Origin of the sequence: Aeromonas sp. R7-4 (assembly GCF_040908055.1) — a bacterium.
GTDB classification, from domain to species: Bacteria; Pseudomonadota; Gammaproteobacteria; order Enterobacterales; family Aeromonadaceae; genus Aeromonas; species Aeromonas sanarellii.
This window is the reverse complement of record NZ_JBFODA010000018.1, coordinates 28,329-51,956: the sequence shown is the minus strand read 5'-3', so window position 1 is coordinate 51,956 and position 23,628 is coordinate 28,329. Positions and strand designations below refer to the sequence as shown.

28 protein-coding genes are annotated in these 23,628 nt (G+C 63.7%); 5 read left to right on the top strand and 23 right to left on the bottom strand.

Going from position 1 to position 23,628, the window contains the following annotated elements:
• The coding region (locus tag AB5Y72_RS03575) for a LexA family protein (protein ID WP_368198601.1) at window positions 1-308 on the top strand (308 nt) is incomplete at its 5' end.
• The gene (gene umuC, locus AB5Y72_RS03570) at window positions 289-1,548 is read left to right on the top strand and encodes a translesion error-prone DNA polymerase V subunit UmuC (RefSeq protein ID WP_368198600.1); all 1,260 of its coding nucleotides are present in this window, start codon (window positions 289-291) and stop codon (window positions 1,546-1,548) included. The genes AB5Y72_RS03575 and umuC, both read left to right, overlap by 20 nt.
• Window positions 1,549-2,010: 462 nt before the next feature.
• On the opposite strand, the gene AB5Y72_RS03565 is transcribed toward umuC, so the two are convergent.
• Complete coding sequence (locus AB5Y72_RS03565; protein ID WP_325782526.1) at window positions 2,011-2,445, bottom strand: GNAT family N-acetyltransferase; 435 nt, start codon at window positions 2,443-2,445, stop codon at window positions 2,011-2,013.
• 182 nt (window positions 2,446-2,627) lie between these two features.
• Here AB5Y72_RS03565 and AB5Y72_RS03560 point away from each other — a divergent pair, with 182 nt between their 5' ends.
• Window positions 2,628-3,128, top strand: coding sequence for an SRPBCC domain-containing protein (locus AB5Y72_RS03560; protein WP_042076887.1), 501 nt, complete (start codon window positions 2,628-2,630; stop codon window positions 3,126-3,128).
• A gap of 72 nt (window positions 3,129-3,200) precedes the next feature.
• Here AB5Y72_RS03560 and AB5Y72_RS03555 read toward each other — a convergent pair whose 3' ends face one another.
• From AB5Y72_RS03555 to AB5Y72_RS03535, 5 genes are all read right to left on the bottom strand, one after another.
• Window positions 3,201-3,707 (bottom strand): GNAT family N-acetyltransferase, encoded by a 507-nt coding sequence (locus AB5Y72_RS03555; RefSeq protein WP_209793489.1) that lies wholly within the window; start codon window positions 3,705-3,707, stop codon window positions 3,201-3,203.
• Between the two features lie 91 nt (window positions 3,708-3,798).
• Window positions 3,799-4,746, bottom strand: coding sequence for a GNAT family N-acetyltransferase (locus AB5Y72_RS03550; RefSeq protein ID WP_325782527.1), 948 nt, complete (start codon window positions 4,744-4,746; stop codon window positions 3,799-3,801).
• Window positions 4,747-4,880: 134 nt separating this feature from the next.
• A complete protein-coding gene (gene pdxH, locus AB5Y72_RS03545; RefSeq protein ID WP_325782528.1) occupies window positions 4,881-5,519 on the bottom strand; it encodes a pyridoxamine 5'-phosphate oxidase in 639 nt (212 codons plus the stop codon).
• A 163-nt stretch (window positions 5,520-5,682) separates the two neighbouring features.
• Window positions 5,683-6,006 carry a hypothetical protein gene (locus AB5Y72_RS03540; protein WP_042076881.1) on the bottom strand — a complete coding sequence of 108 codons (324 nt, stop codon included), beginning with the start codon at window positions 6,004-6,006 and terminating at the stop codon, window positions 5,683-5,685.
• Window positions 6,003-7,988, bottom strand: coding sequence for a reprolysin-like metallopeptidase (locus tag AB5Y72_RS03535; RefSeq protein WP_325782529.1), 1,986 nt, complete (start codon window positions 7,986-7,988; stop codon window positions 6,003-6,005). Before AB5Y72_RS03535 ends, AB5Y72_RS03540 begins: the two co-directional genes overlap by 4 nt.
• 210 nt (window positions 7,989-8,198) lie before the next feature.
• On the opposite strand from AB5Y72_RS03535, the gene AB5Y72_RS03530 reads away from it, so the two are divergent.
• Entirely contained in the window at window positions 8,199-9,410 is a 1,212-nt protein-coding gene (locus AB5Y72_RS03530; RefSeq protein ID WP_325782530.1) for a methyltransferase domain-containing protein, read from the top strand.
• Between the two features lie 209 nt (window positions 9,411-9,619).
• On the opposite strand, the gene AB5Y72_RS03525 is transcribed toward AB5Y72_RS03530, so the two are convergent.
• Window positions 9,620-9,961 carry a Grx4 family monothiol glutaredoxin gene (locus tag AB5Y72_RS03525; protein WP_325782531.1) on the bottom strand — a complete coding sequence of 114 codons (342 nt, stop codon included), beginning with the start codon at window positions 9,959-9,961 and terminating at the stop codon, window positions 9,620-9,622.
• A gap of 287 nt (window positions 9,962-10,248) precedes the next feature.
• On the opposite strand from AB5Y72_RS03525, the gene sodB reads away from it, so the two are divergent.
• Window positions 10,249-10,833, top strand: coding sequence for a superoxide dismutase [Fe] (sodB, locus tag AB5Y72_RS03520; protein ID WP_325782532.1), 585 nt, complete (start codon window positions 10,249-10,251; stop codon window positions 10,831-10,833).
• A gap of 112 nt (window positions 10,834-10,945) precedes the next feature.
• On the opposite strand, the gene AB5Y72_RS03515 is transcribed toward sodB, so the two are convergent.
• From AB5Y72_RS03515 to AB5Y72_RS03440, 16 genes are all read right to left on the bottom strand, one after another.
• Entirely contained in the window at window positions 10,946-11,755 is an 810-nt protein-coding gene (locus AB5Y72_RS03515) for a VacJ family lipoprotein (RefSeq protein ID WP_325782533.1), read from the bottom strand.
• Between the two features lie 79 nt (window positions 11,756-11,834).
• Window positions 11,835-13,118 (bottom strand): c-type cytochrome biogenesis protein CcmI, encoded by a 1,284-nt coding sequence (gene ccmI, locus AB5Y72_RS03510; RefSeq protein WP_325782534.1) that lies wholly within the window; start codon window positions 13,116-13,118, stop codon window positions 11,835-11,837.
• Entirely contained in the window at window positions 13,115-13,597 is a 483-nt protein-coding gene (locus AB5Y72_RS03505) for a cytochrome c-type biogenesis protein (RefSeq protein WP_325782536.1), read from the bottom strand. The genes ccmI and AB5Y72_RS03505 overlap by 4 nt, the downstream gene beginning before the upstream one ends.
• Before the next feature lie 10 nt (window positions 13,598-13,607).
• Window positions 13,608-14,138 (bottom strand): DsbE family thiol:disulfide interchange protein, encoded by a 531-nt coding sequence (locus tag AB5Y72_RS03500; protein WP_119196864.1) that lies wholly within the window; start codon window positions 14,136-14,138, stop codon window positions 13,608-13,610.
• Window positions 14,135-16,090 (bottom strand): heme lyase CcmF/NrfE family subunit, encoded by a 1,956-nt coding sequence (locus AB5Y72_RS03495; RefSeq protein WP_368198599.1) that lies wholly within the window; start codon window positions 16,088-16,090, stop codon window positions 14,135-14,137. Before AB5Y72_RS03495 ends, AB5Y72_RS03500 begins: the two co-directional genes overlap by 4 nt.
• Window positions 16,091-16,172: 82 nt before the next feature.
• The gene (gene ccmE / locus AB5Y72_RS03490) at window positions 16,173-16,664 is read right to left on the bottom strand and encodes a cytochrome c maturation protein CcmE (protein WP_325782539.1); all 492 of its coding nucleotides are present in this window, start codon (window positions 16,662-16,664) and stop codon (window positions 16,173-16,175) included.
• Window positions 16,661-16,867, bottom strand: coding sequence for a heme exporter protein CcmD (ccmD, locus tag AB5Y72_RS03485; protein ID WP_209793477.1), 207 nt, complete (start codon window positions 16,865-16,867; stop codon window positions 16,661-16,663). The genes ccmE and ccmD overlap by 4 nt, the downstream gene beginning before the upstream one ends.
• A 2-nt stretch (window positions 16,868-16,869) precedes the next feature.
• Window positions 16,870-17,610: a heme ABC transporter permease gene (locus tag AB5Y72_RS03480; protein WP_325782540.1), complete on the bottom strand. Its 741-nt coding sequence runs from the start codon at window positions 17,608-17,610 to the stop codon at window positions 16,870-16,872.
• A 165-nt stretch (window positions 17,611-17,775) separates the two neighbouring features.
• Window positions 17,776-18,444 (bottom strand): heme exporter protein CcmB, encoded by a 669-nt coding sequence (ccmB, locus tag AB5Y72_RS03475; protein WP_042076860.1) that lies wholly within the window; start codon window positions 18,442-18,444, stop codon window positions 17,776-17,778.
• Window positions 18,445-18,447: 3 nt separating this feature from the next.
• Window positions 18,448-19,083, bottom strand: coding sequence for a cytochrome c biogenesis heme-transporting ATPase CcmA (gene ccmA / locus AB5Y72_RS03470; RefSeq protein WP_325782541.1), 636 nt, complete (start codon window positions 19,081-19,083; stop codon window positions 18,448-18,450).
• Between the two features lie 214 nt (window positions 19,084-19,297).
• A complete protein-coding gene (locus AB5Y72_RS03465; RefSeq protein WP_010673943.1) occupies window positions 19,298-19,684 on the bottom strand; it encodes a DUF2802 domain-containing protein in 387 nt (128 codons plus the stop codon).
• Between the two features lie 79 nt (window positions 19,685-19,763).
• Window positions 19,764-20,252, bottom strand: coding sequence for a chemotaxis protein CheW (locus AB5Y72_RS03460; RefSeq protein WP_005333026.1), 489 nt, complete (start codon window positions 20,250-20,252; stop codon window positions 19,764-19,766).
• A gap of 69 nt (window positions 20,253-20,321) precedes the next feature.
• A complete protein-coding gene (locus AB5Y72_RS03455; RefSeq protein ID WP_368198598.1) occupies window positions 20,322-21,182 on the bottom strand; it encodes a chemotaxis protein CheW in 861 nt (286 codons plus the stop codon).
• Window positions 21,179-21,973: a ParA family protein gene (locus AB5Y72_RS03450; protein WP_209793473.1), complete on the bottom strand. Its 795-nt coding sequence runs from the start codon at window positions 21,971-21,973 to the stop codon at window positions 21,179-21,181. Before AB5Y72_RS03450 ends, AB5Y72_RS03455 begins: the two co-directional genes overlap by 4 nt.
• Before the next feature lie 4 nt (window positions 21,974-21,977).
• A complete protein-coding gene (locus tag AB5Y72_RS03445; RefSeq protein ID WP_279987666.1) occupies window positions 21,978-22,886 on the bottom strand; it encodes a flagellar motor protein MotB in 909 nt (302 codons plus the stop codon).
• Between the two features lie 2 nt (window positions 22,887-22,888).
• Window positions 22,889-23,626 carry a flagellar motor protein gene (locus AB5Y72_RS03440; RefSeq protein ID WP_042076851.1) on the bottom strand — a complete coding sequence of 246 codons (738 nt, stop codon included), beginning with the start codon at window positions 23,624-23,626 and terminating at the stop codon, window positions 22,889-22,891.
• Window positions 23,627-23,628: the final 2 nt, after the last annotated feature.

Genomic DNA, 23,628 nt, shown 5'->3' with positions numbered 1-23,628 from the left:
CGCACCCTGCAGCAACCTTCTATCTGCGTGCCGAGGGGGAGAGCATGACCGGGGTCGGCATCTTTCCCGGTGACTTGCTGGTGGTCGATAAGAGCCTCACCCCTCGCCATGGTGATGTGGTGATTGCACTACTCGATGGCGGCTTCACGGTAAAGACCTTGCAGCTCAAGCCGAGGTTGCGGCTGTTGCCAGCCAATCCGGCGTTCACGCCTATCGACCCTTGTATGAGCCTCTCCCTGGAGTTGTTCGGAGTGGTCACCCATGTGATTGGCAATCTGAGGCAGCGTGATGGCTATAGCGCTCGTTGATGTAAACAACTTCTACGCCAGCTGTGAGCGGTTGTTTCGCCCTGAGGTGCGTGGCCGCCCGATCGTGGTGCTCTCCAACAACGATGGATGCGTGGTGTCGCGCAGCCCCGAAGCCAAGGCGATGGGTATCAAGATGGCCGGGCCCTACTTCAAGATCCGCGAGCAGTTCGAGGCGCATGGCGGTGTGGCATTCAGCTCCAACTACGCGCTCTATGGAGACATGTCTGGCAGGGTGATGAACACGTTGGAGACCATGTCCCCCGAGCTGGAGGTCTACTCCATTGATGAAGCATTCCTGTCACTGTCGGAGTCGTTTGCCGGTGACCTGACAGCCTATGGACAACAGATCCGGCAGCGAGTGTGGCAGTGGACCGGCCTAACGGTAGGGGTCGGGATTGGTCCCACCAAGACCCTCGCCAAGCTGGCCAACTATGCAGCCAAGAAGTGGCCTGCCACGGGCGGCGTCGTGGACTTGCGTGACGAGCTGCGCCGTGCCCGGCTGATGGCTATCACCCCGGTGAACGAGGTGTGGGGCATAGGACGGCGCTTGGGAGCCAAGTTGGTGGCACAAGGCATCAACACCGTTGCTGACCTGGTGGCTAGCGACGCCAAAGGGTTACGCGCCCAATACGGCGTGGTGGTCGAGCGGATCGTACAGGAGCTGCGTGGCCTGCCTTGCGCAGAGCTGACCGTTGAACCGGCGGCGAAGCAGCAGATCCTCTCGAGCCGTTCCTTTGGTGAGCGCGTGACTGACCGTGGAGAAATGGCCCAAGCGTTGTCAGGCTTTATGGCTCGCGCAGCCGAGAAGTTGCGGGCCGAGGGGATGTGTTGCCAACGGGTGCACCTGTTCGTGCGAACCAGCCCCTTTGACGAACGAGCGCCTTACTACAGTGAGCAGGCTGGCGTCCGGCTGGTCTGCCCTAGCGATGATACCCGGTTGCTGCTGCAGCAAGTGAACGTGCTGCTACCGCAGATTTGGCGCGACGGTTACCGCTATCAGAAGGGGGGCGTCATGCTGAGTGAGTTCACCCCCAAGGGGCAGCAACAGGCCGATCTGTTTGCCCCGTCCTCCGCTCAATCAGATGCGCTGATGGCAGTGATGGACCAGATCAAAGCCAAGGGATTGGGGCGCGTAGGCTTTGCCAGCCAAGGCTCGGGGTCGCCTGAGTGGATGATGCGACAAGAGCACCTGAGCCCCTGTTACACCACCCGCTGGGAGGACCTGCCGGTGGCGAGGTAAAAGCCACAGAAGGTTGAAACAGTCTATTCAAAGCTCGCTGGACAGGTAAATTTTGGACGGGAAATTTTTTTCCAAACGAGGAACTGATACAACAGAGAGCGCCAACTTTCGCAAGAGTCAGTTACCTTTTGAGAAAGGTGAGAGTTAAAATTTCCTCCAAGGCCAATTAACCACATATGACCATTCCAGCCCAGATAACACTATGTTATTGCAGAAGTTCTGATGTTAGGCATACGGTTAGGCATACATGAATTTTCTGAATTGGCGATTTTAATTTAAGATCAATTAGTTAGTCATTGGGTTCAACATCCCCCAGCCCACCAAACGTTTGGAAAGGGCCGCCTCGCAAGAGGTGGCCCTTTTTTCTGCCTGTAGTCGGAAACAGGGCCTGTCAGTCGCCGAAGACATGGCGCTACCATGGGGCGCGGGCTGCGGGGAGATGGCGTTGCCTGTCGGGTTCCCTCATGCCGAACCTGACTCCAGAATGAGCCTGCGCCAGGGCCCCGTGATGTCGCAGTGACCGGTCTCGTCCGTGTTCTGCCAGCCCAGGCGGTGGTAGAAGGCCATCGCCGTGGTGTTGCGGGTGGCCACCTTGAGGGAGGCCGGTGACGGGTATCCGGCCAACCCTGCCGCCAGCAAGGCACGCCCCATGCCCTGCCCGTGCCAGTCGGCCACCACGTAGAGGTGATGCACGAAGCTGCCTTCGCCCCAGATGGAGACGAATCCGCAAGGGTTGCCCCCCTTCTCCGCCACCCAGATCCGCTCACCCCGGGTCTGCTCGGCAAAATCCTCCAGCCGGAACAGGGAGGGATCGACCCAGTGAAAAGCCTGACGCCTCCCCTTGAGAAACAGCTGTGCCAGCTGGGATTCGTCGGCATCTCTCATCATTCTGATCATGGTGCCATCCTTGAATTAGGTTCTCACGGTTTCCCACTCTCGATGGATCCTGCCGTGCTGTCAAATCGGCAATCTGGACCCTCTTGAATACATGACGGTGTGACACAGGGCTGCCTATTTTATCGCCCGACGGGCTATACTGCCGAGGTCCCGTCCATGACTGGTTTGAGGTTCACTGATTTATGGATAACAAGCAAATAGAAGGCAGTATTCTGGTACCCGCCCACATTGACGATGTCTGGCGCGCCTGGACCACGGAGAGCGGGCTGCGCAGTTTCCTGGCGCCGGAATGCCTCATGGTGCCGGAACCCAACGGACCTTTCGAAATCTATTTCAGACCCGATGCCCCGCTGGGAGAGCGCGGCAGCGAGGGGTGCAGGGTGATGGCGGTCATGCCCCATGACCTGCTCAGCTTCAGCTGGAATTTCCCGCCCCAGTTTCCCCATATCCGCCAGCAGAAGACCCAGGTCAGCCTGCGCTTCGTGCCGGAAGGTCAGGGCACCCGGCTCCACTTCCTGCAGACCGGCTGGGCCAATGACCCGGATTGGGATCAGGGTTATGCCTACTTCCGGGAGGAGTGGCTGGAGCTCAGCCTGCCGAGGCTGCAGTACCGCTTCACCCATGGCCCCATCGACTGGAGCAATCCACCGGGCAAGCAGCAGCTGAAATCCCTGGCCCAGTGACGTCCATTCAAGCGATGGGCATGGCACGAAAAAGGACCCGTTCAGGGTCCTTTTTCGTGGATGGGCAGGCGGTCACGCCACCGGCTCCTCATCGAACAGGGGGTGGTAGAGCACTTCGCCCCGCACGCCGTCTAACCCACCGGGCTGCAGCTCCATCGCCATGAAGCACTCCGAGGGCACCTCGTAGATGCAGTGCAGGCCGAAGTCACTGGCGGGCCGAAAGCCGAAACGGCCGTAGTAGGCGGGATCGCCGAGCACCACCACCGCCTTCCAGTCCATCTCCAGGGCGGTATCCAGCCCCTCCCGCACCAGGTCCGAGCCGATGCCCTGCCCCTGCCAGTCGGGATGGACGGCCACGGGAGCCAGTCCGAGCCAGGGTCCTTCCTGCCCGTCAATGGTGATCGGGCTCAGCATCAGGTGCCCCATGAACTCGTACTCTTCCTCTTCGACCATGGTGACCACGGCAGCCCCACACTCGCGCAGGCGGTTGACCAGTTCGGCCTCGTCGGGACGACCAAAGGCGGCGCTCACCAGCTCATAGACTGGCAGCATGTCGCCGGGACGCTCGGTTCTCAACATACAGGGTTACTCCTCGTACAGCAGGTCGGCCATTATTCCACAAAAGTGGCACCCGGCTTGAGTGCCTTTGTCTGAAAATGGGAGGACGGACTCAGGAAAAGGGGCGAGGATGCGTCCTGGCCGCCGACAGGGAGAGCGCCCTGTCCAGTCGCCAGTGATCGAGTGCCAGGGGCTGGCGAGCCGAGTCGGGCCACCGCCCGCAGTGGCGCATGCCGAGCTTGGCCATCACCCGGGCGGAGGCGAGGTTGCCCGGCAGGTGGCGGGCGGTCAGGGCAGCCAGGTGGAGCCGATCGAACGCAAACGCCCTGATCAGCAACCCGGCGCGCGTGGCCAGCCCCCGGTTCTGCCAGGGCACGCCCACCCACCAGGCCAGCTCCCCGTGCCAGTGCAGGGAGATGGTACCGACCAGGGGAGCGGGCTCGTCTTCGCGCCCCTGCGGCAAGGTCAGGGCCCAGGTTCGCCCCATCCCGAGGGCCGCCTTGCGCCCGCTCAGGGCGAGCCAGTCCCTGGCCGCCCCGTCGGGATAAGGATGGGGAATGTTGAGGGTGTAGCGGGCGAGCGCCGCGTCCGAGCAATAGTGCTGGATGGCGCTCTCATCGGCAGGCGCGAGGGGGCGCAGCACCAATGCGTCCTGCCAGCCGGTGTCGCGCAGCACCGGCGTGGTCAGGCGCCGGGCGAGCAGCGCTTGCAGCGCGCTGGCCAGATCCTCATCGGCGCCGAGGGTCTGGTCAGCCCCCCTGGGTCCCAGGGTGATCAGGCCGCTCTCCTTCGCCAGGGTCAGCAGAGAGCCGGAGCTGGCGATCAGGATCTGCCGGCTCGGCTCCCCAGTCATGAGGGGGGCGGCATCCGCCTCGAGCCAAGCGGCGAGCAGGCCGCTGGCCGAGAGGCTGCCGTCCGGCGGGCAGGCCGCCCAGGGTGCCATTTCTCTCGCCTCCCCCTTGCCGAGCAGCAGCCACCAGCGGTTCCCCTGCCACTGCCAGGCCTGCAACACGCCTTGCCAGCGGGGCTGCCAGAGCCTTCCCTCTATCAACAGATCCATGCACCCTCCTGCGACAACAGGATGCTGACACGGGAAGAAACCGTGACCATTACCGAGCGACGCCCACGGATCCGGCGCTCAACCGCGCTCACCAATACACAACCGCCCTTGCAGGGAGAGCCTGGCAAGGTTCATCAGGGGGCCAGACGCTCGATGTGCCAGCCGTCCCCCTCTCGGGTGTAGTAGAAGCGATCGTGCAGGCGATGCTCCCCCCCCTGCCAGAACTCGACGGTGTCGATGCGCACCCGGAAACCGCCCCAGAAGCTCGGCAGCGGCACCTCGCCCTTGGCAAATTTCTGCTTGAGTTCGAGGAACTTGGCCTCCAGCACGCCACGGGCCGAGATGCGGGTCGACTGCTGGGAGACCCAGGCCGCTATCTGGCTGTCCTTGGGGCGGCTGTGGAAGTACTTCATCACCTCGAAGGTGCTCATCTTCTCAACCCGGCCGGTGACGTGCACCTGGCGGTCCAGGGTGTGCCAGGGGAAGAGCAGGCTGATGCGGGGATTGTCCTCCAACTGGCGCGCCTTGCGGCTGCCCATGTTGGTGTAGAACACCATGCCCTCGGCATCGTAGTGCTTGAGCAGCACGGTGCGCTGCCAGGGCTGGCCGTCTGTGTCCACTGTGCCCACCACCATGGCGGTGGGGTCGGTCAGCTTGGCCTCGCACGCCTGGGCCAGCCACTTCTCGAACAGGGCGAGGGGCTCGGCCGGCAGATCGGCCCGGTGCAGTCCGCCCCTGGTGTATTCACGACGCAGATCAGCCACATCCATCATCTTGATTTTCCTTCTCTCTTTCTTTGCCGCCCGTGCGGCTATGGGTGCAGGCATTGTGCGACGAGCACGCCATGGGTACAAGCCTCGGGGCGGCCAAATGGCCGTGCAAAAAAAGAAAGGGAGGCTCATGCCTCCCTGTTTCTGCCAACTGGCTGCCGCCTGCCTATGGCTTGCCGTCAACCGGCGGGCAATGGGCCAGCATGCGCTGGTTGTATTGCGCCGCATAGGCGCTCAGCCTGGCGTGGGCCTCCTTCTGCTCCGGCTTGATGACATCGCCGAAGCCGTCGAGGTAGCGCACACCGCAGCGCGCCTTGGCCGAGACCTGCTGCTCCGCCGCGATGCCGGGCGCCACCTCGCCGCGCCCGGCCCGCACGATCAACCGGTAGTCCTGCCTGGCGAGGCTGTCGTCGATGGCCTGTGCCAGGGTATCGGCATCGGCCTGACAACCGCCGAGCAGGGCGAGCAGCAGCGTGCCGAGCAGCCTCATGCCCGCCTCCGCCGCCAGCCCAGCAGGGCCAGCGCCAGGGTCCAGATGCCGAGGGCACCGCCGCCGCCACCGCCGCCTTCCACGCGCTGGGTCACCGACAGCTTGAGGGGGCTGATGGCGAAGAAGAGGTTGTTGCTGCAGGCCACCTTCAATCTGGCGGTGCCGTCCTTGCCCGCCGGAATAGCGACGCTCGCCGCTCCCGAGTTGGGCTGGCCGCCGGCGAGCAGGGTCCAGTTCACCCCCTCGTCCCGGGTCATGTAGAGATCCACCTTGCTGCAGTTGATGGGCGCCACATTGGTGCCGGCCACTTCCCAGCCGATGGTCTGCGTCTGGCCGGCCGCCAGCGGGGTCACCAGCGGGCTGGTCAGGGCAAAGGCCTTGCCGGTGTCGACCACCTGCACCTTCATGTCGTCGCTGCTGACCCCCCCCTTGCCATCCCGTGCCGTGAGGCGGAAGTTGAGATCCCGGTTGGTGGTGGGCCAGCCCTCTCCCTTCGCCAGGGTGTTGGTGAGCAGGGAAGGCAAGCTTGGCAGGATACGTTCCGGCACGCTGGTCGGCGCCACGAAGGGGAACAGCGGGCGACTGCCGTCGTCCACCATGCTGGCGACGCTGAAGGACTCGGTGCCGAGATCGATCTGCTCCCAAGTGTAACTCAGGGCGTCGTTGTCCAGATCGGTGCCTGCCCCCTTGAGCACGAAGGGGGTGTTGGCCGGGATCACATGGTCGCTGCCCGCCGCCACCTGGGGCGCGTTGTTGACGAGCGTCTGGCTGGTACCACAACTGGGTACGGTGGCCATGTGGGCCCGCATCTGCTCGATGGACTTGCTGTGGAAATAGGGCAGGCTGTTGGCCTGCAGGTTCTCCTCCCCGCAGATCCCCGCATAGGCCATGATGGAGCTACCGCTGCCGGGCTCCCAGGCCTGGCTGGGCTCCCGGTTGCCACCGCCGCAACTGCCTGTGGTGCCGTTGAAGGTGTGCTCGGCGCCGAACTGGTGACCGATCTCGTGGGCCACGTAGTCGATGAAGAAGGCATCTCCCACCGGGTTGGGGGAGCCCGTCATCCCCGCCGATTTCTCGCCGGTACAGAGCACGCCCAGGCCCGCCAGGCCGCCGCCCCCGGTGTTGACCACGTGGCCGATGTCGAAGGCGCCCAGCCCTAGGGTCTGCGCCACGGCCTGCACCTGCATGTTGACGTCGACGTCGTTCAGGCCAGAGCCGGAGGGATCATCCCCGTTGAAGAAGGGATCCGTGGCCGCGTCGGTGAAGATGATGGTGTCGTTGCCGCTGGCCAGCTGGAACTCGGCCGCCACGTCACGCTGGTACACCTCGTTGACCCGGTTGAGCAGTGTGGTGATGGCGCCAAGACCGGCCTCGACGGTACCGCCGTGATACTGGGTGTACTCCCCCGCCGCCGAGATGGCGATGACATAGCGTTTGCGCTCGTTGCCATCCACCAGCACCTGGCGGGCCAGCTTTTTGGCCTCGCCACCGATAACCTTGTCAGCTTCCTCTTCCAGCCGGCTGTGGGCGTCCTGCTGGTAATAGACCGCGTAGCCCTCGCCATTGCGAAGAGGGTCGACGAACACCATCTTGCCCTGGTGGCTGAACATGGCGTGGAAGCCCTGGGGACCGAGATCGACGCGCCCGGTCTCGACCGGGTTCGCTTCGTCGTGTCCCTTGAAGGTCCGGATCCCGGGGTACTTGGCGGCGAGGTCCGCCGGCAGCAGATCATAGGGTTGCAGGCTGAAGGTCACCTCCTGGCCGTCCGGCAGAGGCAGGGTCAGCTGGCGCTTGCCTGCCTTCAGCTCGGCCAGATAGTCGGTGGACACGGTCACGATGCGGTACTGGTTGGCCCTCACCTCATAGCCATCGGCGGCAGTGGCCCGTGCCGCCACCGTATTCCACTCCCTGGCGGCCAGGCCGCTGGAGGTCATCAGACCGGCCACCAGCAACGCCAGCGGAGAATATTTCATCAACTGCATCTTTTTATTCCTTTTTAAATGCGTTCGCCTGAACTGCCACGGCATCATTTGCCTGCTGGTCCGATTAGTCCAGCACCATCCTCTGTACATTCCCCGAATGGGGAAGGTTGCACCAATGCAGACTAGCCCCTATCATGGCGCGGATTTGTCCGTTTCAGAACCCCTCTCCGACGGGGCCGGTTCACCCTTTCTTTGGCCAAGGTTAATCTCATGCTCAAGTCCCCACTGTTGCCCCGTTTCGGGGATCTGGTCGTTGCCATCGTTGACGATGTGCTGGGTCAGGGTCTCACCCTCGACCGCGCTTATGCCCGTCACTTCTCCGGCATCGAACTCAAGCCGCAAGAACAGGCAAGGATTGCCCTGGTCACCGGCGACCTGCTGCGTCGCCTCAGCCTCTACTGCTTCCTCACCGGCATTCAGGTCCGTCAGGCCGAGAAGAACGTCTGGCCGCTGCTGCACAGCTGGCACGCCTTCCACAAGATAGACCAGCCCAACCATCCGACCCTGGATCGCTTCAACGAAGAGGCGTTCCGTCGCCGCCTGACCGAGGCCAAGAAGAACCCGGTGCTGATGGATGGCTGCCCCGCCTGGCTGGAAAAACTCGGCAGCGAGCAGCTGGGTGAGGCCTGGCCTGCCGAACGCGCCGCCCTGGCCTGGATGCCCAAGCGCTACCTGCGGGTCAACACCCTCAAGTGCACCCGGGACGAGCTGCAAGCCATGCTGGCCAAGGAGCATGTCACCACAGTGCCCGTCGAGGGGGTGGAAACCGCCCTGCAGGTCACTTCGGATGCCGCCCTGTTCCGCACCCAGGCCTTCGCCGACGGCTGCTTCGAGCAGCAGGACGCCGGCTCCCAGCTGGTGGCCGCGGCCCTGGACGTGGCGCCCGGCATGCGCGTCATCGATGCCTGCGCCGGTGCCGGCGGCAAGACCCTGCACCTGGCCGCCATGATGCAGGGCAAGGGCCGCCTGCTGGCCATGGACGTGGAAGAGTGGAAGCTGGAGAACCTCAAGCAGCGCGCCCGCCGTGCCGGTGCCCACAACGTGGAGACCCGGGTCATCACCAGCAGCAAGACCGTCAAGCGCCTCAAGGAGAGCGCTGATCGCGTGCTGCTGGACGTGCCCTGCTCTGGCCTGGGCGTGCTCAAGCGCAACCCGGATGCCAAGTGGCGCGACACCGCCGAGCGTCTGCCGGTGCTGGTCGCCCTGCAAGAAGAAATTCTGCAACGTTACAGCCAGATGGTGAAGGTGAGCGGCCTGCTGGTCTACGCGACCTGTTCCATCCTGCCCGAGGAGAACCGCCAGCAGGTGGACAAGTTCCTCGCCGCCAACGCGCACTTCCGTCTGCTGGAGGATCACACCGTGAGCCCGGCCGCCACCGGCTTCGACGGCTTCTACATGGCGCGCCTCGAGCGCATCGCCTGAGAACCGCTCACGATCTGACTGCGAGGCCGTGATCAAGGCTCATGTGCTGCTCGGAATCCTCATGTGTATTTACACACTCCGGTTCCTCCGCTGCTCTTCACCTTGCTGACAGCCTCTCGTGACAAATCGTGAACAGGTTCTGGCTGTCGACACGATGAATAAAAAAGGGGAGCCAATGGCTCCCCTTTTTGCATGATGCGGATGCGACCTTATTCGGCGGCGGCATCATCCTTGTGCTTGGCGGCGACTTCCTTGATCAGGGTCTGCAGCTCGCCGGCCTGGAACATCTCGATCATGATGTCGCAGCCACCGACCAGCTCCCCCTCGACCCACAGCTGCGGGAAGGTGGGCCAGTTGGCGAATTTCGGCAGCTCGGCGCGGATGTCCGGGTTCTGCAGGATGTCGACGTAGGCGAAGGGCTCGCCGCAGGACATCAGGGCCTGGGAGGCCTGGGCAGAGAAACCGCAGCTGGGAAGCTTGGGGGATCCCTTCATGTACAGGATGATGGGATTCTCAGCCAGCTGCTGTTTGATCTTTTCGATAGTTTCCATAAATGCCTCACTGGAGCGATTTCGGCGGCCATTCTACTGCAATCCGGGCAGACCACAAACTGGCAAACCGTTCATAACGAAAGAAGTCATGCATCATTACGACGCAGCTTGATCCGGATCATGGCGAGAATCAAGAGTTGTTCGCCCATCTTTGATGCTGCTACAATCGACGGGCTTTGGGCCGCCAGGCCCCCTCATTTCAAGAACAATTCTTTTCGAGACAGAAAAGAGTACGCAATGTCTTGCAACCGTCGCCTTCGCACGGACCAGCCAATGGAGAGTAGAAAATGGCTTTCGAACTTCCCGCTCTGCCCTATGCAATCAACGCTCTGGAACCGCACATCTCCCAGGAAACCCTGGAATACCACCACGGCAAGCACCACAACACCTACGTGGTCAACCTGAACAACCTGGTGCCGGGTACCGAGTTTGAAGGCAAGTCTCTGGAAGAGATCATCAAAACCTCCACTGGCGGTGTCTTCAACAACGCCGCCCAGATCTGGAACCACACCTTCTACTGGCACTGCCTCTCCCCGAACGGCGGTGGCGAGCCCACCGGCGCCCTGGCCGATGCCATCACCAAGGCGTTCGGCTCCTTCGCCGAGTTCAAGGATGCGTTCACCAAGTCTGCCATCGGCAACTTCGGCTCCAGCTGGACCTGGCTGGTGAAGAAGGCTGACGGCTCCCTGGCCATCGTCAACACCTCCAACGCGGGCTGCCCGCTGACCGAAGTCGGTACCACTCCGCTGCTGACCGTCGACCTGTGGGAACACGCCTACTACATCGATTTCCGCAACCTGCGTCCGAAGTACATGGAAACCTTCTGGGCCCTGGTCAACTGGGAATTCGTGGCCAAGAACCTGGCTGCCTGATAGCACAGCACTCTTGCCAAAACGCCCCGCACTTGCGGGGCGTTTTTTTATGGGCGGCGTTTCCCGCCCATGAAAAAGGCGCCCGTGGGCGCCTTGTCGAACCGGGTCGGCCTTACTGGTCGATCTCGTCCATGTAGTCGTCCAGGTTGCCTTCATCCCCTTGCGGCTTCTGCTCCTGAAGCTCGGGCTTGCGACCCGTCACCTTGCCGTCGTTGTACTGCAGGTAGAAGTCCTTGGTCAGGGCGTACGGATCCAGGGCGTTGTCGATGATCCGCTCCTGATCGATGAGCTTGGCGCGGGTACCCAGACCATCCAGCGCCCAGTGCACCACCCGCAGCGGGAAGGTCAGCAAGGCATAGGGGAAATAGATGGTATCGATGGTATCCCCCACCAGCTCCCGGGTCGTGGTCGGGCCGTAGACCGGCATCATCAGATAGGCGCCATCCCCGATGTCGGCCTTGCCGAGCACGGTGTCCATCTCCAGCATGTTGCGCTCGAGACCCGCATGCCTGGCCACGTCGAACAGGCCCAGCAGACCCACTGTGGTGTTGAGGGTGAAGCGGCCCAGGTTGGTGCCGGCCCCCTTCAAATCCCCCACCAGCAGGTGGTTCACCATGCTGCTCGGCTCGTCGAAGTTGTCCACCAGGTTCTCGATGCTGTCCCTCACCCCTTGCGGGACATAGCGGGCATAGCCGTGTACCACGGGACGCGCCACATAGGGTTCCAGCACGTCGTAGTTGACGGCCCACATGGCCCGGTTCGCCCCCTGGAAGGGATCGCGGGGATCGCTGGCCGTGCTGGTTGCTTCGGGGTGGCTGGGGGTTTCGCCGATATTCAGGCTCTCTGGGCCCGCCTTGGGAGGGCCGCCCGCACAGCCCCCAAGCAGCAACGCCACTGCCAATGCTCCTGAACGCAGATACATATGAAAGTCCTAAGCTTTTTATTGGGTATTGGTATGAATTATATGATGGCCCGCCCCTTCTGGGCGGGCCAAAGACGTATTAGAGGGCGTGATCGATGCGGATGTCAATCGGCGCTGTAGGAAGAGTGCCTGTCGGCACGGTGACGGAGACCCCCTCAAAGGCGCCCTCCTTGTTCATGACGTTGCCGCCGCGGGAGAGGCGCGCCTTGAACTGCAGCTCGGCATGGGCCGCCAGCTTGCTGCCCTCCATCATGGCATCCCCGTCACCCAGGGAGAGGGTGAGCGGGAAGTGAGGACCCGGGATGCGCTTGACCGCGATGGGCATGGGCGGCCCGTTGGGGATCACCGCGAACACGAACAGGTGGGCATCCTCAGGCAGCTGGATCCCCGGCGCCAGGGTGATGTGAAGCGGGAATTCCCCCTCCTTCACCGCCAGCACCTGGGCCTCCTGCGCCTGTGCAGGCGCCTCCCCTTCCTGTGCAGCAGAGGCGGCGTTCACCGCCAGTCCGCGCTGGCGCAGTTGCTGCTTCGCATAGTCGATGGAGCGCTCCACCATGGTGTGGCGGGTCGAGCCTTTCTCCAGCAGCGGCAGCATGGCCTGCCAGCGAGCGAGGGCGGTCTGGAAGTCCTCTTTTTGCAGCGCCATGAAGGCGTGGACGGAGCGGGCCTCGATGTTGGCCGGATCCTCGGCGATGACGGCCTGCAACAGCTGATCCGCCCTGGCCTCCTCCCCCGTCATCATCAGGGCCTGGGCATAGGGCACCGCCACCAGCGCCTTCTGGGGCGCCAGGGCATAGGCCCGCTCCAGCGCCTCGCGGGCCATCTCTGGGTCATTGCCATCCAGGGTCAGACGCCCCAGCAACAGCCAGCCGCGATAGTCATTCGGTTCCTCTTTCAGCCGGGTGCGCAGCCCCAGGGTGAAGTCCAGCAGATCCTGCTCGGTCACCTGGGCGTCCCGCTCCACCAGGATGCGGTTGCTGAGCTCTCCCAGCCTGCTGCTGGCATCCTGCCAGCGGCTCACCTCCTGCCAGGCGCCAAGCTTGGCGTAGAGGCCGACGCTCACCGCCGCCAGCACCAGCACACCGGGGATCCAGATCAGGCTCTTGCCGCCGCGGGCGGTCTGCTCCACGTCGGGGATGTCGTCCAGCAGGCTGCGCTGCAGCTCCACCAGGGACTCCGACTCCTCGGCCAGCACCCCCTGTTCACGCTCCTCGCTAATCTCCAGCAGGCGCTGGCGATAGAGCTGCTTGTTGAGGGCCGAGCGGCTGATGCTCTGGCGCCCCTCGCCGCGCCAGAGCGGCACGATCAGCGCCAGGCTCGCCAGCACCAGCAGGGCGGCGCCCAGTATCCAGAATGGGGTCATGGTTTCTCTTCCTCTTTGAGCAGGGCGGCAAGCCGTGCCTGCTCTTCTGCGCTCAGGGCACCTTCAGGCTGTTGCAGGGTAGCGGGGACGTGGCGGCGGCTGCGCACCACCAGGGTGACCACGCCGATGACGATGACCAGCAAGGGGCCGAGCCAGAGGATCAGGGTCGAGGCCATCAGGGGGGGATCATAGAGGATGAAGTTGCCGTAGCGGGCCACCATGTAGTCCACCACTTCCTGCTTCTCCTTGCCCTCCCGCACCATCTGGTAGGTCTTGTCCCGCAAGTCCTTGGCGAGCCCGGCGTTGGAGTCCGCGATGTCCTGGTTCTGGCACTTGGGGCAGCGCAGCTCGCGGGTCAGCTCGCGAAAGGTCTGCTCCTGGGCGTCGCTGTCGAAGGTGTAGACATCGATGGCGGCGCGGGCCTGTCCGGCGCAGACGAGACCGGCTAGCAGCAACAGGGATGCGATCAGTGTTTTCATCAAGACGGCCTCACTTCATGGCATCGAAGATGGGTTTGAGGGTACTGGCCCAGACTTCCGGGTTCACGTCCCCCACGTGGCGATAGCGGATGATGCCCTGACTGTCGATGAAGAAGGTCTCGGGGGCGCCGTAGACCCCGAGATCCAGCCCCAGCATGCCGTCCGGATCATAGAGGTTGATCTGGTAGGGGTTGCCGAGCTCCGCCAGCCACTTGATGGCCTTGTCCCGCTCGTCCTTGTAGTTCATGCCGACGATGTAGATCCCCTGCCCCGCCAGCTCCTTGAGGTAGGTGTGCTCCCCGTAGCAGGTCGGGCACCAGGTGGCCCAGACGTTGAGCAGCATGGGGCGCCCCTTGAGGATGCTCCTGTCGTGTTGCTTGCCGAGATCGTAGATGTCCTGCAGGGTGAACACGGGCACCTCCTTGTCCACCATCACGGACTCGAGCTTGGTGGGATCGGAGTAGAGCCCCTTGAACAGGAACAGGGCCCCCAGCAGGAAGATGATGAAGGGCAGCAGATAGAGCCAGGTCTTCTTATTCATGCCTTGACCTCCTCGTCACGACGGCCGAACCGGTAGCGCTTGTCCAGCATGGCCAGCACGCCGCCGATGGCCATGAAGACGCCGCCAAACCAGATCCAGCGCACGAAGGGTTTGTAGTAGATCCGCACCGCCCAGGCGCCGTTGTCGAGCTGCTCGCCGAGCGCCGCATAGAGATCCCGGGTAAAGCCCGCATCGATGGCCGCCTCGGTCATCGGCATGCGGCTCACGGTGTACATCCGCTTCTCGGGCTTGAGCAGGGCCACCTGCCTGCCGTCCCGGTGCACCTCCAGCACACCCTTGAAGCCGTCGTAGTTGGGACCGTTCTTCTCCTTGATGCCGGTGAAGACGAACTCGTAATCGGCGAACTGGACGCGATCGCCTGCCTGCATGCGCAGGTCCTTCTCGATGCTGTAGTTCTGGGTGCAGGCGATGCCGATGATGCTGACCGCGAGCCCCACGTGGCCCAGGATCATGGCCCAGTGGCTGTTGCCCAGCCTGCGCACGCCGGTGGCGAAGCCGTGCTTGTGGGTGGCGCGCACCCAGGTCTCCTGCACGCTGGTGACGATGATCCAGACGCCCAGACCGATGCCGAGTGCGGCCCAGGGCTTGAAGTCTTCCGCGAAGGCGAGGGGCAGCAGGAAGGCGGCGGCCAGGCTCAGCACCAGGGCAACCACCACCTTGAGCCTGAGCTCCCCCAGCTCCTGGCGGCGCCAGCGAAACAGGGGGCCCACCCCCAGCAGCAGGGCGAACGGGATGATGAGCCAGCTGTAGATGTGGTTGAAGAAGGGGGTGCCGATGGAGATGCTGCCGAGCCCCAGCTCCTTGTGCACCAGGGGCAGCAGGGTGCCGAGCAGCACGGTGAGCAGGCCCGCCACCAGCAGGATGTTGTTGCCAAGGAGCAGGGTCTCGCGACTCCACAGCTCGTGCTTGCCGTGGCTCTTCACCTGGGAGCCCTTGAAGGCAAACAGCAGCAAGGATGAGCCTATCACCGCCAGCAGGAAGCCCAGGATGAAGAGGCCCCGGGTCGGGTCCGAGGCGAACGCATGGACGGACACCAGCACGCCGGAGCGCACCAGGAAGGTCCCCAGCAGGCTCAGGGAGAAGGCGGAGAGCGCCAGCAGCACTGTCCAGGCCTTGAAGGTGGCGCGCTTCTCGCTCACCGCCAGCGAGTGCAGCAAGGCCGTGCCTGCCAGCCAGGGCATGAAGGAGGCGTTTTCCACCGGATCCCAGAACCACCAGCCGCCCCAGCCGAGCTCGTAATAGGCCCACCAGGAGCCGAGCACTATGCCCAGCGTCAGGAAGACCCAGGCCGCCATGGTCCAGGGACGGGACCAGCGCGCCCAGGTGGCGTCGAGGCGCCCCGTCATCAGGGAGGCGATGGCGAAGGCGAAGGCCACCGAGAAGCCCACATAGCCCATGTAGAGCATGGGGGGGTGGAAGATGAGGCCGGGATCCTGCAGCAGGGGGTTCAGGTCACGCCCGTCCACCGGGAAGTACGGCAGGGTGCGGGTGAAGGGATCCGAGGTGAACAGCACGAAGGCGGTGAAGCCCACCGAGATGAGCCCGAGCACCCCCAGCACCCGGGCCACCGCATCCAGCGGCAGCCGGCGGCTGAAGAGGGCGACGGCCGCGGTCCAGCCCCCCAGGGTCAGTACCCAGAGCAGCAGGGACCCCTCGTGGGCCCCCCACACCGCCGAGATGCGATAGGCCAGCGGCAGCAGGCTGTTGGAGTTGGTGGCCACGTACTGCACGGTGAAGTCGTTGTCGATAAAGGCCCAGGTGAGGCAGAGGAACGACAGCAGCAGCAGCAGGAACTGGCTGTAGGCGAGCGGTCGGGCCGCCGACATCATGCCGAGTCGGCCGAGATGGGCCCCGATCAAGGGGTAGCTCCCCAGCAGCAGGGCGGTGGCAAAGGCCAGGATCAGGGCGAATTGACCGAGTTCAGGGATCATGACTGGCTTCCTTTCAATCGAGCCGCGGCATGAACCGGTGCACGGGAGAGAGACGGGGAGAAGGGCGCGGGTAGCTCCGGGATCATTGCTTGGCTCCCTGCAACTGCGCCTCTGTGTATTCGGGCTTGAAGTGCATGCCGCTGGTGGCGTCTGCCACTTCCGGCGGCATGTAGTTTTCGTCGTGTTTGGCCAGCACCTCGAAGGCCGCCACCGTGGTGGCATCCTTGAGATTGCCCTGGGCGACTATGCCCTGCCCCTCACGGAACAAGTCCGGCAGGATGCCGTCAAACTCCACCTTCACCATGTGGCCGCCGTTGTCCACCAGCTTGAAGGCAACCTTGAGGCTCTGGGGGTCCCGCTCGACCGAGCCCGGCACCACCAGGCCGCCGATGCGCAGGCGCTGCCCCTCCTCCGGCTTGATCTTGTCCGGCCCCTTGCCCTCCACCAGCTCGCTCGGGGTGTAGAAGAGGTCGATGTTCTGGCTGAGGGCATAGAGCACCAGGCCGATCACGCCGGCGAGGCCCAGGCTGATCGCCAGTATGATGGTGAGGCGTTTCTTGCGGCGCGGGTTCATAGGGTGTTCTCCATCTGCTGGGCCGCCTTGCGGCGGGCCTCCCGCGCCTGCTTGTTGCGCAGTTCGCCGAGCAGGCTGCGGGTCTTCAACCGGGTGGAAATGACGAGGCCGACCAGGCAGAGCCCGGTCAGACCGAAGGAGAGCCAGACGTAGAAGGCGTAGCCCCCCATGGCCATGAAATCACTGAACGAGGCAAAGTGCATGCTTACTTCTCCTGGCTGGCGATGTCGGCGACCCAGGGGCGGTGCCACTCCCGCATCAGGAGCTCGTTCCTGAAACGCATCAGGGTCAGGGCCCCCAGGAAGGCCGAGAACGCCAGTATCATGATGAGCAGCGGCCACAGCATCTCGGGGGAGATGGAGGGTTTGTCAAACTTGGTGATGGTGGCCCCCTGGTGCAGGGTGTTCCACCACTCCACCGAGTAGTGGATGATGGGCAGGTTGATCACCCCCACCAGCGCCAGGATGCCGGCGGCACGGCCCGCCACCACCTTGTCGCTGAAGGCGTTGTAGAGGGCGATGACGCCGAGGTAGAGGAACAGCAGGATGAGCTCCGAGGTGAGCCGTGCGTCCCACACCCACCAGGTGCCCCACATGGGCTTGCCCCAGGCGGCGCCGGTAAAGAGGGCGATGAAGGTGAAGACGGCGCCCACCGGGGCGATGGCCGCCACCGTCATGTCCGCCATGCGCAGCTGCCACACCAGGCCGATGAAGGCCGCCACCGCCATGGTGGAGTAGGCCCCCATGGAGAGGATGGCGGAGGGCACGTGAATATAGATGATCCTGAAAGAGTCCCCCTGCTGGTAGTCAGCGGGGGCAAAAGCCAGCCCCCAGACGGTGCCTATGATGAAGGCGAGCAGGCTTGTCGCGGCAAACCAGGGCAACAGGGTGCCGGCCAGCCCATAGGCACGCTCGGGTTTGGCATAAGGGTGCAACCATTTCCACATAGCTCACAGAACCTTTCAGTTATTAATTCTTAAGTGGCGAGGCCTACCATACCCACGGGGGGGAAACATCATATCCCCCGAAAGCAGTAAGCCGCCATCCCCTTGATCTATCTCAACAATATCGCCAAAAAAACGGCCTCAAAAAAGGACGTTCCACCAAATTAATCAGTTGACGCTGACCCGCAGCGCCGCCGAGATGGCCAGGGGGGTCAAGGTGACGGCCCCCACCAGCATGGCCCCCAGGATGGCGAGCTGTCCGGCATAGGGCAACCCCATGCTCGCCGCGTCTATGGCGGAGGTGGCGAAGATCAGCACCGGAATATAGAGCGGCAGCAGCAGCAGGCTGAGCAGCACGCCCCCCTTGCGCAGCCCCGCCGTCAGCGCCACCCCGACCGCCCCGAGCAGGCTCAGCACAGGGGTGCCGAGGGCCAGGGTGGCCACCACGGCCAGATAGGTCTTCATGTCCAGGGAAAGCAGGATGGCCAGCAGCGGGGAGATGAGCAGCAGCGGCAGGCCGGTCAGCAACCAGTGAGCGATCACTTTGGCCAGGGCCAGCAGCCCGAGCGGATGGGGCATCAGCATCATCTGCTCCAGGGCGCCGTCGCTGAAGTCATCGCGAAACAGCCGCTCCAGGGAGAGCATGGCCGCCAGCAGGGCCGCCACCCAGATGATGCCGGGGGCGATGCGGGCCAGCAGCTGGGGCTCGGGCCCGATACCGAGCGGGAACAGGGTGATGACGATGAGGAAGAACCAGAGCGGATTGAAGATGTCGGCCCGCTGGCGCAGGGCCATCAGCAGTTCGCGGTGAATAAGGTGGAAGACGGCGCGCAGCATGGGCTACTCCTGCAACGGCGAGGACAGGGAGAGGGTCTTGAGACGCCCCTGCATCAGGGTCAGATCCTGGTGGGTGGTGAGCACCACCATGCCCCCCCGATCCGCGTGGGTCAGGAACAACTGCTCCAGCACCCGAACCCCCTGCTTGTCGATGGCGGTGAAGGGCTCGTCCAGGATCCAGAGCGCCGGCCGGTCGCTCAGCCAGAGCCTGGCCAGGGCCACCCGCCGCTGCTGCCCCGCCGAGAGCTGGCCCGCGGGATAGTCCTCGAAACCGGCTAGGCCGACCTGGGCCAGCACCCGCCACAGATCCACCTCGCCCCCGGCTGTGCCGTGCAGCTTCTGGTAGAAGGAGAGGTTCTCGAGGGGGGTCAGGGTCGCCTTGACCCCGGGCTGATGGCCCAGGTAGAGCAGGCTGGCATGGTACTCGTCCCGGCAGCGGCGGATGTCCTCCCCGTTCCAGCACACCTCCCCCGCGAAGGGCTGGGAGAGGCCGGTCAGCAGGCGCAGCAGGCTGGTCTTGCCCACCCCGTTGGGCCCTTCAATCTGCATCAGATCCCCCGAGCGCACCGCGAAGGAGAGATGTTCAAACAGGGTGCGATCTTCACGTACGCAGCTCAGATTGTTCGCTTGAAGCAGCATGAGGATTGAATCGTTGAAAATGAGGCGGCCTGCATCTTAACACAGGATCCGGAGGCGTCTTTTCAAAGATGCCGATAATCAACAAGATTTGTGGGGAAGATCGCGCCCCATCAAAGAGGCTTGATACCAAAGGAATATCGGCCACCCCTGTCTTGGCACCGCACGGGGATGGAAGGGAAAACGGGGAGGCCTCGGCCTCCCCGCAACACATCCGTCAGCTCCGTCCCTTGCGCAGGGAGATCAGCAGCTCCGCCTCGGCCTGGGGCAACTCGCACTCGCTCATCACCTCGTCGAGATCGGCGCCGAGCTCCACCATCTTGGCGGCCCGGCTGTAGAGGCGGCGCTCAGGATCCTGCAGGGTCAGCTCCTGCTGGCTGTCGTGGATCTTCTGCATGGCGCCCTCTGCGGCCTGCAGCCGCTGACCCATGCCGATGGCACCGGTATGCAGCTCCATCATCTGCTTGCGCAGACTCTCGAGCTGGCCCTGCAGCGCCTCCACCCTGGCCTCGGACTCTCGCTGGCGACGACGGTGACCCAGGATCCCGTAAAGGGCCAGCACCAGTGCGAGCAAGGACAACCCCAAGGCTGCAAATTCAATCATCAAACCATCACCTTCCTATCAGGGTAAACGGACAAGGAGCGCAGGCGCCCGGCCTGGTGCCTTGCACGCCCTGCTCCCGTTACAGGGAACCGATATCGTCCCACTCTTCGTCGGAGAGCAGCTTGTTGAGATCCACCAGGATCAGCAGCTGGCCATCGCGGTTGCTGACGCCCTGGATGAACTTGGCGCTCTCCTCGGTGCCCACCGCCGGGGCGGCATCGATCTCGGAGGAGCGCAGATAGACCACTTCGGCCACGCTGTCCACCATGATGCCGATCACCTGCTTCTCCGCCTCTATGATGACGATGCGGGAGTTCTCGCTCACGTCACCGGCCGGCAGGCCGAAACGGGAGCGGGTATCGATGACGGTCACCACGTTGCCACGCAGGTTGATGATGCCCAGCACGTAGTCCGGTGCACCCGGGACCGGGGCGATCTCGGTGTAGCGCAACACCTCCTGGACCTGCATCACGTTGATGCCATAGGTCTCGTTTTCCAACTGGAAGGTCACCCACTGCAGCACTTCGTCTTCGGCCAGATTCTGTGCGATATTGCGCTTCTCTGTCATCTTCTTGATCCTTGTATGAACCCGTCAACGGGTAAAATTAGCAATAAAACCATGGCAGTGCCGATCTTGTCAGCGCCCTTCGATGTTCACGCCGCGACCGAGCAGCACCAGCAGCTCCCTGACGTGCAACAGGGCGCACATCTTCTCCTTGACCATGCCAGCCAGCCAGGGGCGCTTGCCCTCCTGATGGCGCCACTTCACCTGATCCCGGTGCAGCAGTTCGGTGCCCTTCAACTGATGACAGGCCAGTCCCCAGGGTGATTCCCCCAGCATAATCAGATATTTGTAATCGTCCATCGCCAGATGCTGGCCCGGCATGACCCACTGGGCCGTGTCCACCACGTTCATCTTCTGCTCCCTGGAGGTCATGATCCCCTTGTACCAGCCCGGCTGGCCGAACAGGGAGGTCACCTCCCCCAGCTGATGGATGCCGCCAAGCTCGGTCAGGGGCACCGCGAAGGTCACCCCGGCCACATCGAAGAAGAGCGCCTGAAACTCGTTGCCGGTGTCCAGGTTCTCCCAGGTCGAGGGAGCGGGCGCCGCCTCAAGCGCACGCTCGGGCTCGGCCACCGCCAGGGCCACGGGTTCGGGCTCCGCCACCACGACCTCGGGCGGCGCCAGGGCCACCTCGGGCTCGGTGTCGACCGCCTCGGCCTCGAGCTGAAATGGCTCGACATGGACCTCTTCGTGGCTCAGGGCATCCATCTCGAACTGCACCTGGCCCACCTGGGCGAGCAGCTCGCTCAGTTGCGCCAGCCTGGCATCCGCCTCCAGATAGGGGGCGGCGGTCACCTCCGGCAAGGCAGCGGGCTGACGCTGCAGCGCCGGGGCCGGCGCCTCGTCCTCCGGATCCTCCCGCAGCAGGGCATCGTCCAGCAACAGGGAGTGGAAATAGTCGTCCATGGCCCGAACCTGGGTGGTCTCTCTCATGGCTTCACCTCCTGGGTCCGTTGACGCTCCAGGGCGTCGAGATGGTTGAGCAGGGTCTCATAGGCATAGGTGCCGCGGCTGCCCGGCGCATAGATGGACGGGGGAATGTGCACCAGGCTCGCATCCCGGAACTTGGTGTCGATGGGAATGACCGCATTCCACACCGCCTCGCCATACTGCTCCTTGATGGACTGCAGTGTCATCAGGGAGGCCCGGGTGCGCTTGTCAAACATGGTCGGGATCACGGTGTAGCGAAACTTCTCCCGCTTGGAACGCTGCATGATCTCGAAGGTCTTCATCATCCGCTCCAGCCCCTTCAGGGCCAGGAACTCGGTCTGCACCGGCACCAGGATGCGATCGCAGGCCGCCAGCGCGTTCACCATCATCACCCCCAGCACGGGCGGGCAGTCGATGAGCACGTAGTCAAACTGATCCTGCACCCGCAGCAGGGCGCGCTTGAGCACCAGCCCCATCCCCTCCCGGTTGCCCATCACCCGGTCCAGGGTAGCCAGCGTGATGGACGCGGGCAGCAGGCTGATGTTCTCGAACCTTGTCTTGAGGGTCATCCGGTTGACTAGCTCCGCACTGGGTTTGGCCGCCTGGAACAGCTCGTACAGGGTGCCCTCCAGCCGGTCCGAGTCGAAGTCGAGATAGGAGGTCAGGGAGGCATGGGGATCGGTGTCGATCAGCAGTACCCGCTGGCCACGCTGGGCCAGAATGCCCGCCAGGGAGACGACCGTGGTGGTTTTACCGACTCCACCCTTCTGATTGGCAACCGTCCAAACAATCACTGTATCAATCCTGCCTTGTTGTTATGCGTATGCCACCACCCGGCAGCGTGACCACCCTGACGTTTTCACTGTCGACACTCTGCAACTCGTCCTGCACCGGCGTCCCCGTCAGCGGTTTGACGGTAGCTGGCGGCACCCAGGCGAATCTGGAGATGGCGACCACCACCTTGCGATTCTGTAATCGTCCCTGCTCGCTGCCGTTGTCGGCGAAGGGGGAGAACTCCCCGTAGGCCTCGTAGGCGAGCCGCTCTGGGGCGATTCCCTTGCCCACCAGGGCGGTGAGCACCGCCTCGGCTCGGGCGGCGGACAGCGTCCAGTTGGAGCGGAAAATCTCGTTGTTTATCGGCTGGTTATCCGTGTAACCCCGCACCCTGACATAGTTATCGACCGGTTTCAGAATACCTGAAAGCGTATCGAGCACGGGGCCGGCATTGCTGCCGAGGAAGGCACTGCCGCTGTTGAACAAGAGACCCGAGCTCAGCTCCACCGTCAGCCAGTCGTCGTCCTTCGCCAGCTTGACCACGCCGGCGTCGACCAGGGCGCCCATGGCCTGCTGAAGCTGCAGATCTATCGTGGCAAGGGCCGTGCCATCTTGCTGAACTGGCGTACCCGTGATGGGGGCCTGCGAGGGAGATGGCGACGCCTCGCTCTCCAGCAAGGAGGGGGCGGCCGACACCGGGTTGTTGAGCAGGGACTTGCCCTGCCCCTCCAGCAGGCCATCGCTGCGCGGCACCTGGTTGAATGCCCTGGTCATGCCCTCGATGACGGCGCGGTACTCCTCCTTGTTGACGATGGCCACGGAGTAGAGCACCACGAAGAGGGCGAAGATGAGGGTCATGTAATCGGCGTAGGAGACCAGCCAGCGATCGAGATGTTCTCGTCCTTGCAGGTGCAAACGATAGCGCTTGCGCATGGCTATTCCCCTTTCAGATAAGCCCGTAGCCGCCGTTCAACCTGCTGGCCGTTCTCCCCGTGGGCGATGGCCAGCAGTCCCTCCAGGGTCATCTCCTGATAGAGACCGTAATGGTAGTGGAAGGCCCGCAGGCGGTTCGCGATGGGTAGATAGAGGAGGTTGGCAAAGCCGACCCCGTAGATGGTGGCGACGAAGGCGACGGCGATACCGGCTCCCAGGGTGCCCGGCTCCTCCAGGTGGAACATGGCCTGGATGAGGCCTATCACGGCCCCTATGATGCCGATGGTCGGGCTGTAGCCCCCCATGGCCTCGAACACCCTGGCCGCATGCTCGTTGCGCTCCTGCTCGATGTCGATGTCCGCCTCCAGCAGGCGGCGCAGATCCTCGATGGGGACCCCGTCCACTATCATGGTGAGCCCCTGGCGGGTGAAGGGATCGGGCTCCTCTTCGGCCTGGTTCTCCAGCGCGAGCAAGCCCTGCTGGCGCGCAAACTGGGCCCAGGCCTGCAGACGCTCGGCCTGATGCACCAGATCCCGCTGCGGCGGAAACAGCATCCAGGCCGCCTGCCTGAGGGCGGACAGCATGTACTTGCGGGGCGTTTGCAGGATCACCGCCCCCCAGGTACCGCCGACCACGATGACGAAGGCCGGGCCGTCGAGCAGGGTCAGCAGGCTGCCACCGTGCCACCACTGGGCAACGGCGAGCGCCCCCAGCGCCAGCACCAGGCCAAGCATGCCCATGG

Bases quoted from the DNA above. Each gene is read 5' to 3' on its own strand.
- ccmA (WP_325782541.1), bottom strand. From the start codon at position 19,083: ATGCTGCTTCAAGCGAACAATCTGAGCTGCGTACGTGAAGATCGCACC.
- AB5Y72_RS03560 (WP_042076887.1), top strand. From the start codon at position 2,628: ATGGATAACAAGCAAATAGAAGGCAGTATTCTGGTACCCGCCCACATT.
- AB5Y72_RS03535 (WP_325782529.1), bottom strand. From the start codon at position 7,988: ATGCAGTTGATGAAATATTCTCCGCTGGCGTTGCTGGTGGCCGGTCTG.
- AB5Y72_RS03515 (WP_325782533.1), bottom strand. From the start codon at position 11,755: ATGTATCTGCGTTCAGGAGCATTGGCAGTGGCGTTGCTGCTTGGGGGC.
- sodB (WP_325782532.1), top strand. From the start codon at position 10,249: ATGGCTTTCGAACTTCCCGCTCTGCCCTATGCAATCAACGCTCTGGAA.
- AB5Y72_RS03530 (WP_325782530.1), top strand. From the start codon at position 8,199: ATGCTCAAGTCCCCACTGTTGCCCCGTTTCGGGGATCTGGTCGTTGCC.
- ccmB (WP_042076860.1), bottom strand. From the start codon at position 18,444: ATGCTGCGCGCCGTCTTCCACCTTATTCACCGCGAACTGCTGATGGCC.
- pdxH (WP_325782528.1), bottom strand. From the start codon at position 5,519: ATGATGGATGTGGCTGATCTGCGTCGTGAATACACCAGGGGCGGACTG.
- AB5Y72_RS03540 (WP_042076881.1), bottom strand. From the start codon at position 6,006: ATGAGGCTGCTCGGCACGCTGCTGCTCGCCCTGCTCGGCGGTTGTCAG.
- AB5Y72_RS03505 (WP_325782536.1), bottom strand. From the start codon at position 13,597: ATGAAAACACTGATCGCATCCCTGTTGCTGCTAGCCGGTCTCGTCTGC.
- AB5Y72_RS03455 (WP_368198598.1), bottom strand. From the start codon at position 21,182: ATGAGAGAGACCACCCAGGTTCGGGCCATGGACGACTATTTCCACTCC.
- AB5Y72_RS03465 (WP_010673943.1), bottom strand. From the start codon at position 19,684: ATGATTGAATTTGCAGCCTTGGGGTTGTCCTTGCTCGCACTGGTGCTG.
- ccmI (WP_325782534.1), bottom strand. From the start codon at position 13,118: ATGACCCCATTCTGGATACTGGGCGCCGCCCTGCTGGTGCTGGCGAGC.
- AB5Y72_RS03550 (WP_325782527.1), bottom strand. From the start codon at position 4,746: ATGGATCTGTTGATAGAGGGAAGGCTCTGGCAGCCCCGCTGGCAAGGC.
- AB5Y72_RS03525 (WP_325782531.1), bottom strand. From the start codon at position 9,961: ATGGAAACTATCGAAAAGATCAAACAGCAGCTGGCTGAGAATCCCATC.
- AB5Y72_RS03565 (WP_325782526.1), bottom strand. From the start codon at position 2,445: ATGATCAGAATGATGAGAGATGCCGACGAATCCCAGCTGGCACAGCTG.
- ccmD (WP_209793477.1), bottom strand. From the start codon at position 16,867: ATGCACTTTGCCTCGTTCAGTGATTTCATGGCCATGGGGGGCTACGCC.
- AB5Y72_RS03445 (WP_279987666.1), bottom strand. From the start codon at position 22,886: ATGCGCAAGCGCTATCGTTTGCACCTGCAAGGACGAGAACATCTCGAT.
- AB5Y72_RS03440 (WP_042076851.1), bottom strand. From the start codon at position 23,626: ATGGGCATGCTTGGCCTGGTGCTGGCGCTGGGGGCGCTCGCCGTTGCC.
- AB5Y72_RS03495 (WP_368198599.1), bottom strand. From the start codon at position 16,090: ATGATCCCTGAACTCGGTCAATTCGCCCTGATCCTGGCCTTTGCCACC.
- AB5Y72_RS03460 (WP_005333026.1), bottom strand. From the start codon at position 20,252: ATGACAGAGAAGCGCAATATCGCACAGAATCTGGCCGAAGACGAAGTG.
- umuC (WP_368198600.1), top strand. From the start codon at position 289: ATGGCTATAGCGCTCGTTGATGTAAACAACTTCTACGCCAGCTGTGAG.
- AB5Y72_RS03480 (WP_325782540.1), bottom strand. From the start codon at position 17,610: ATGTGGAAATGGTTGCACCCTTATGCCAAACCCGAGCGTGCCTATGGG.
- ccmE (WP_325782539.1), bottom strand. From the start codon at position 16,664: ATGAACCCGCGCCGCAAGAAACGCCTCACCATCATACTGGCGATCAGC.
- AB5Y72_RS03555 (WP_209793489.1), bottom strand. From the start codon at position 3,707: ATGTTGAGAACCGAGCGTCCCGGCGACATGCTGCCAGTCTATGAGCTG.
- AB5Y72_RS03500 (WP_119196864.1), bottom strand. From the start codon at position 14,138: ATGAATAAGAAGACCTGGCTCTATCTGCTGCCCTTCATCATCTTCCTG.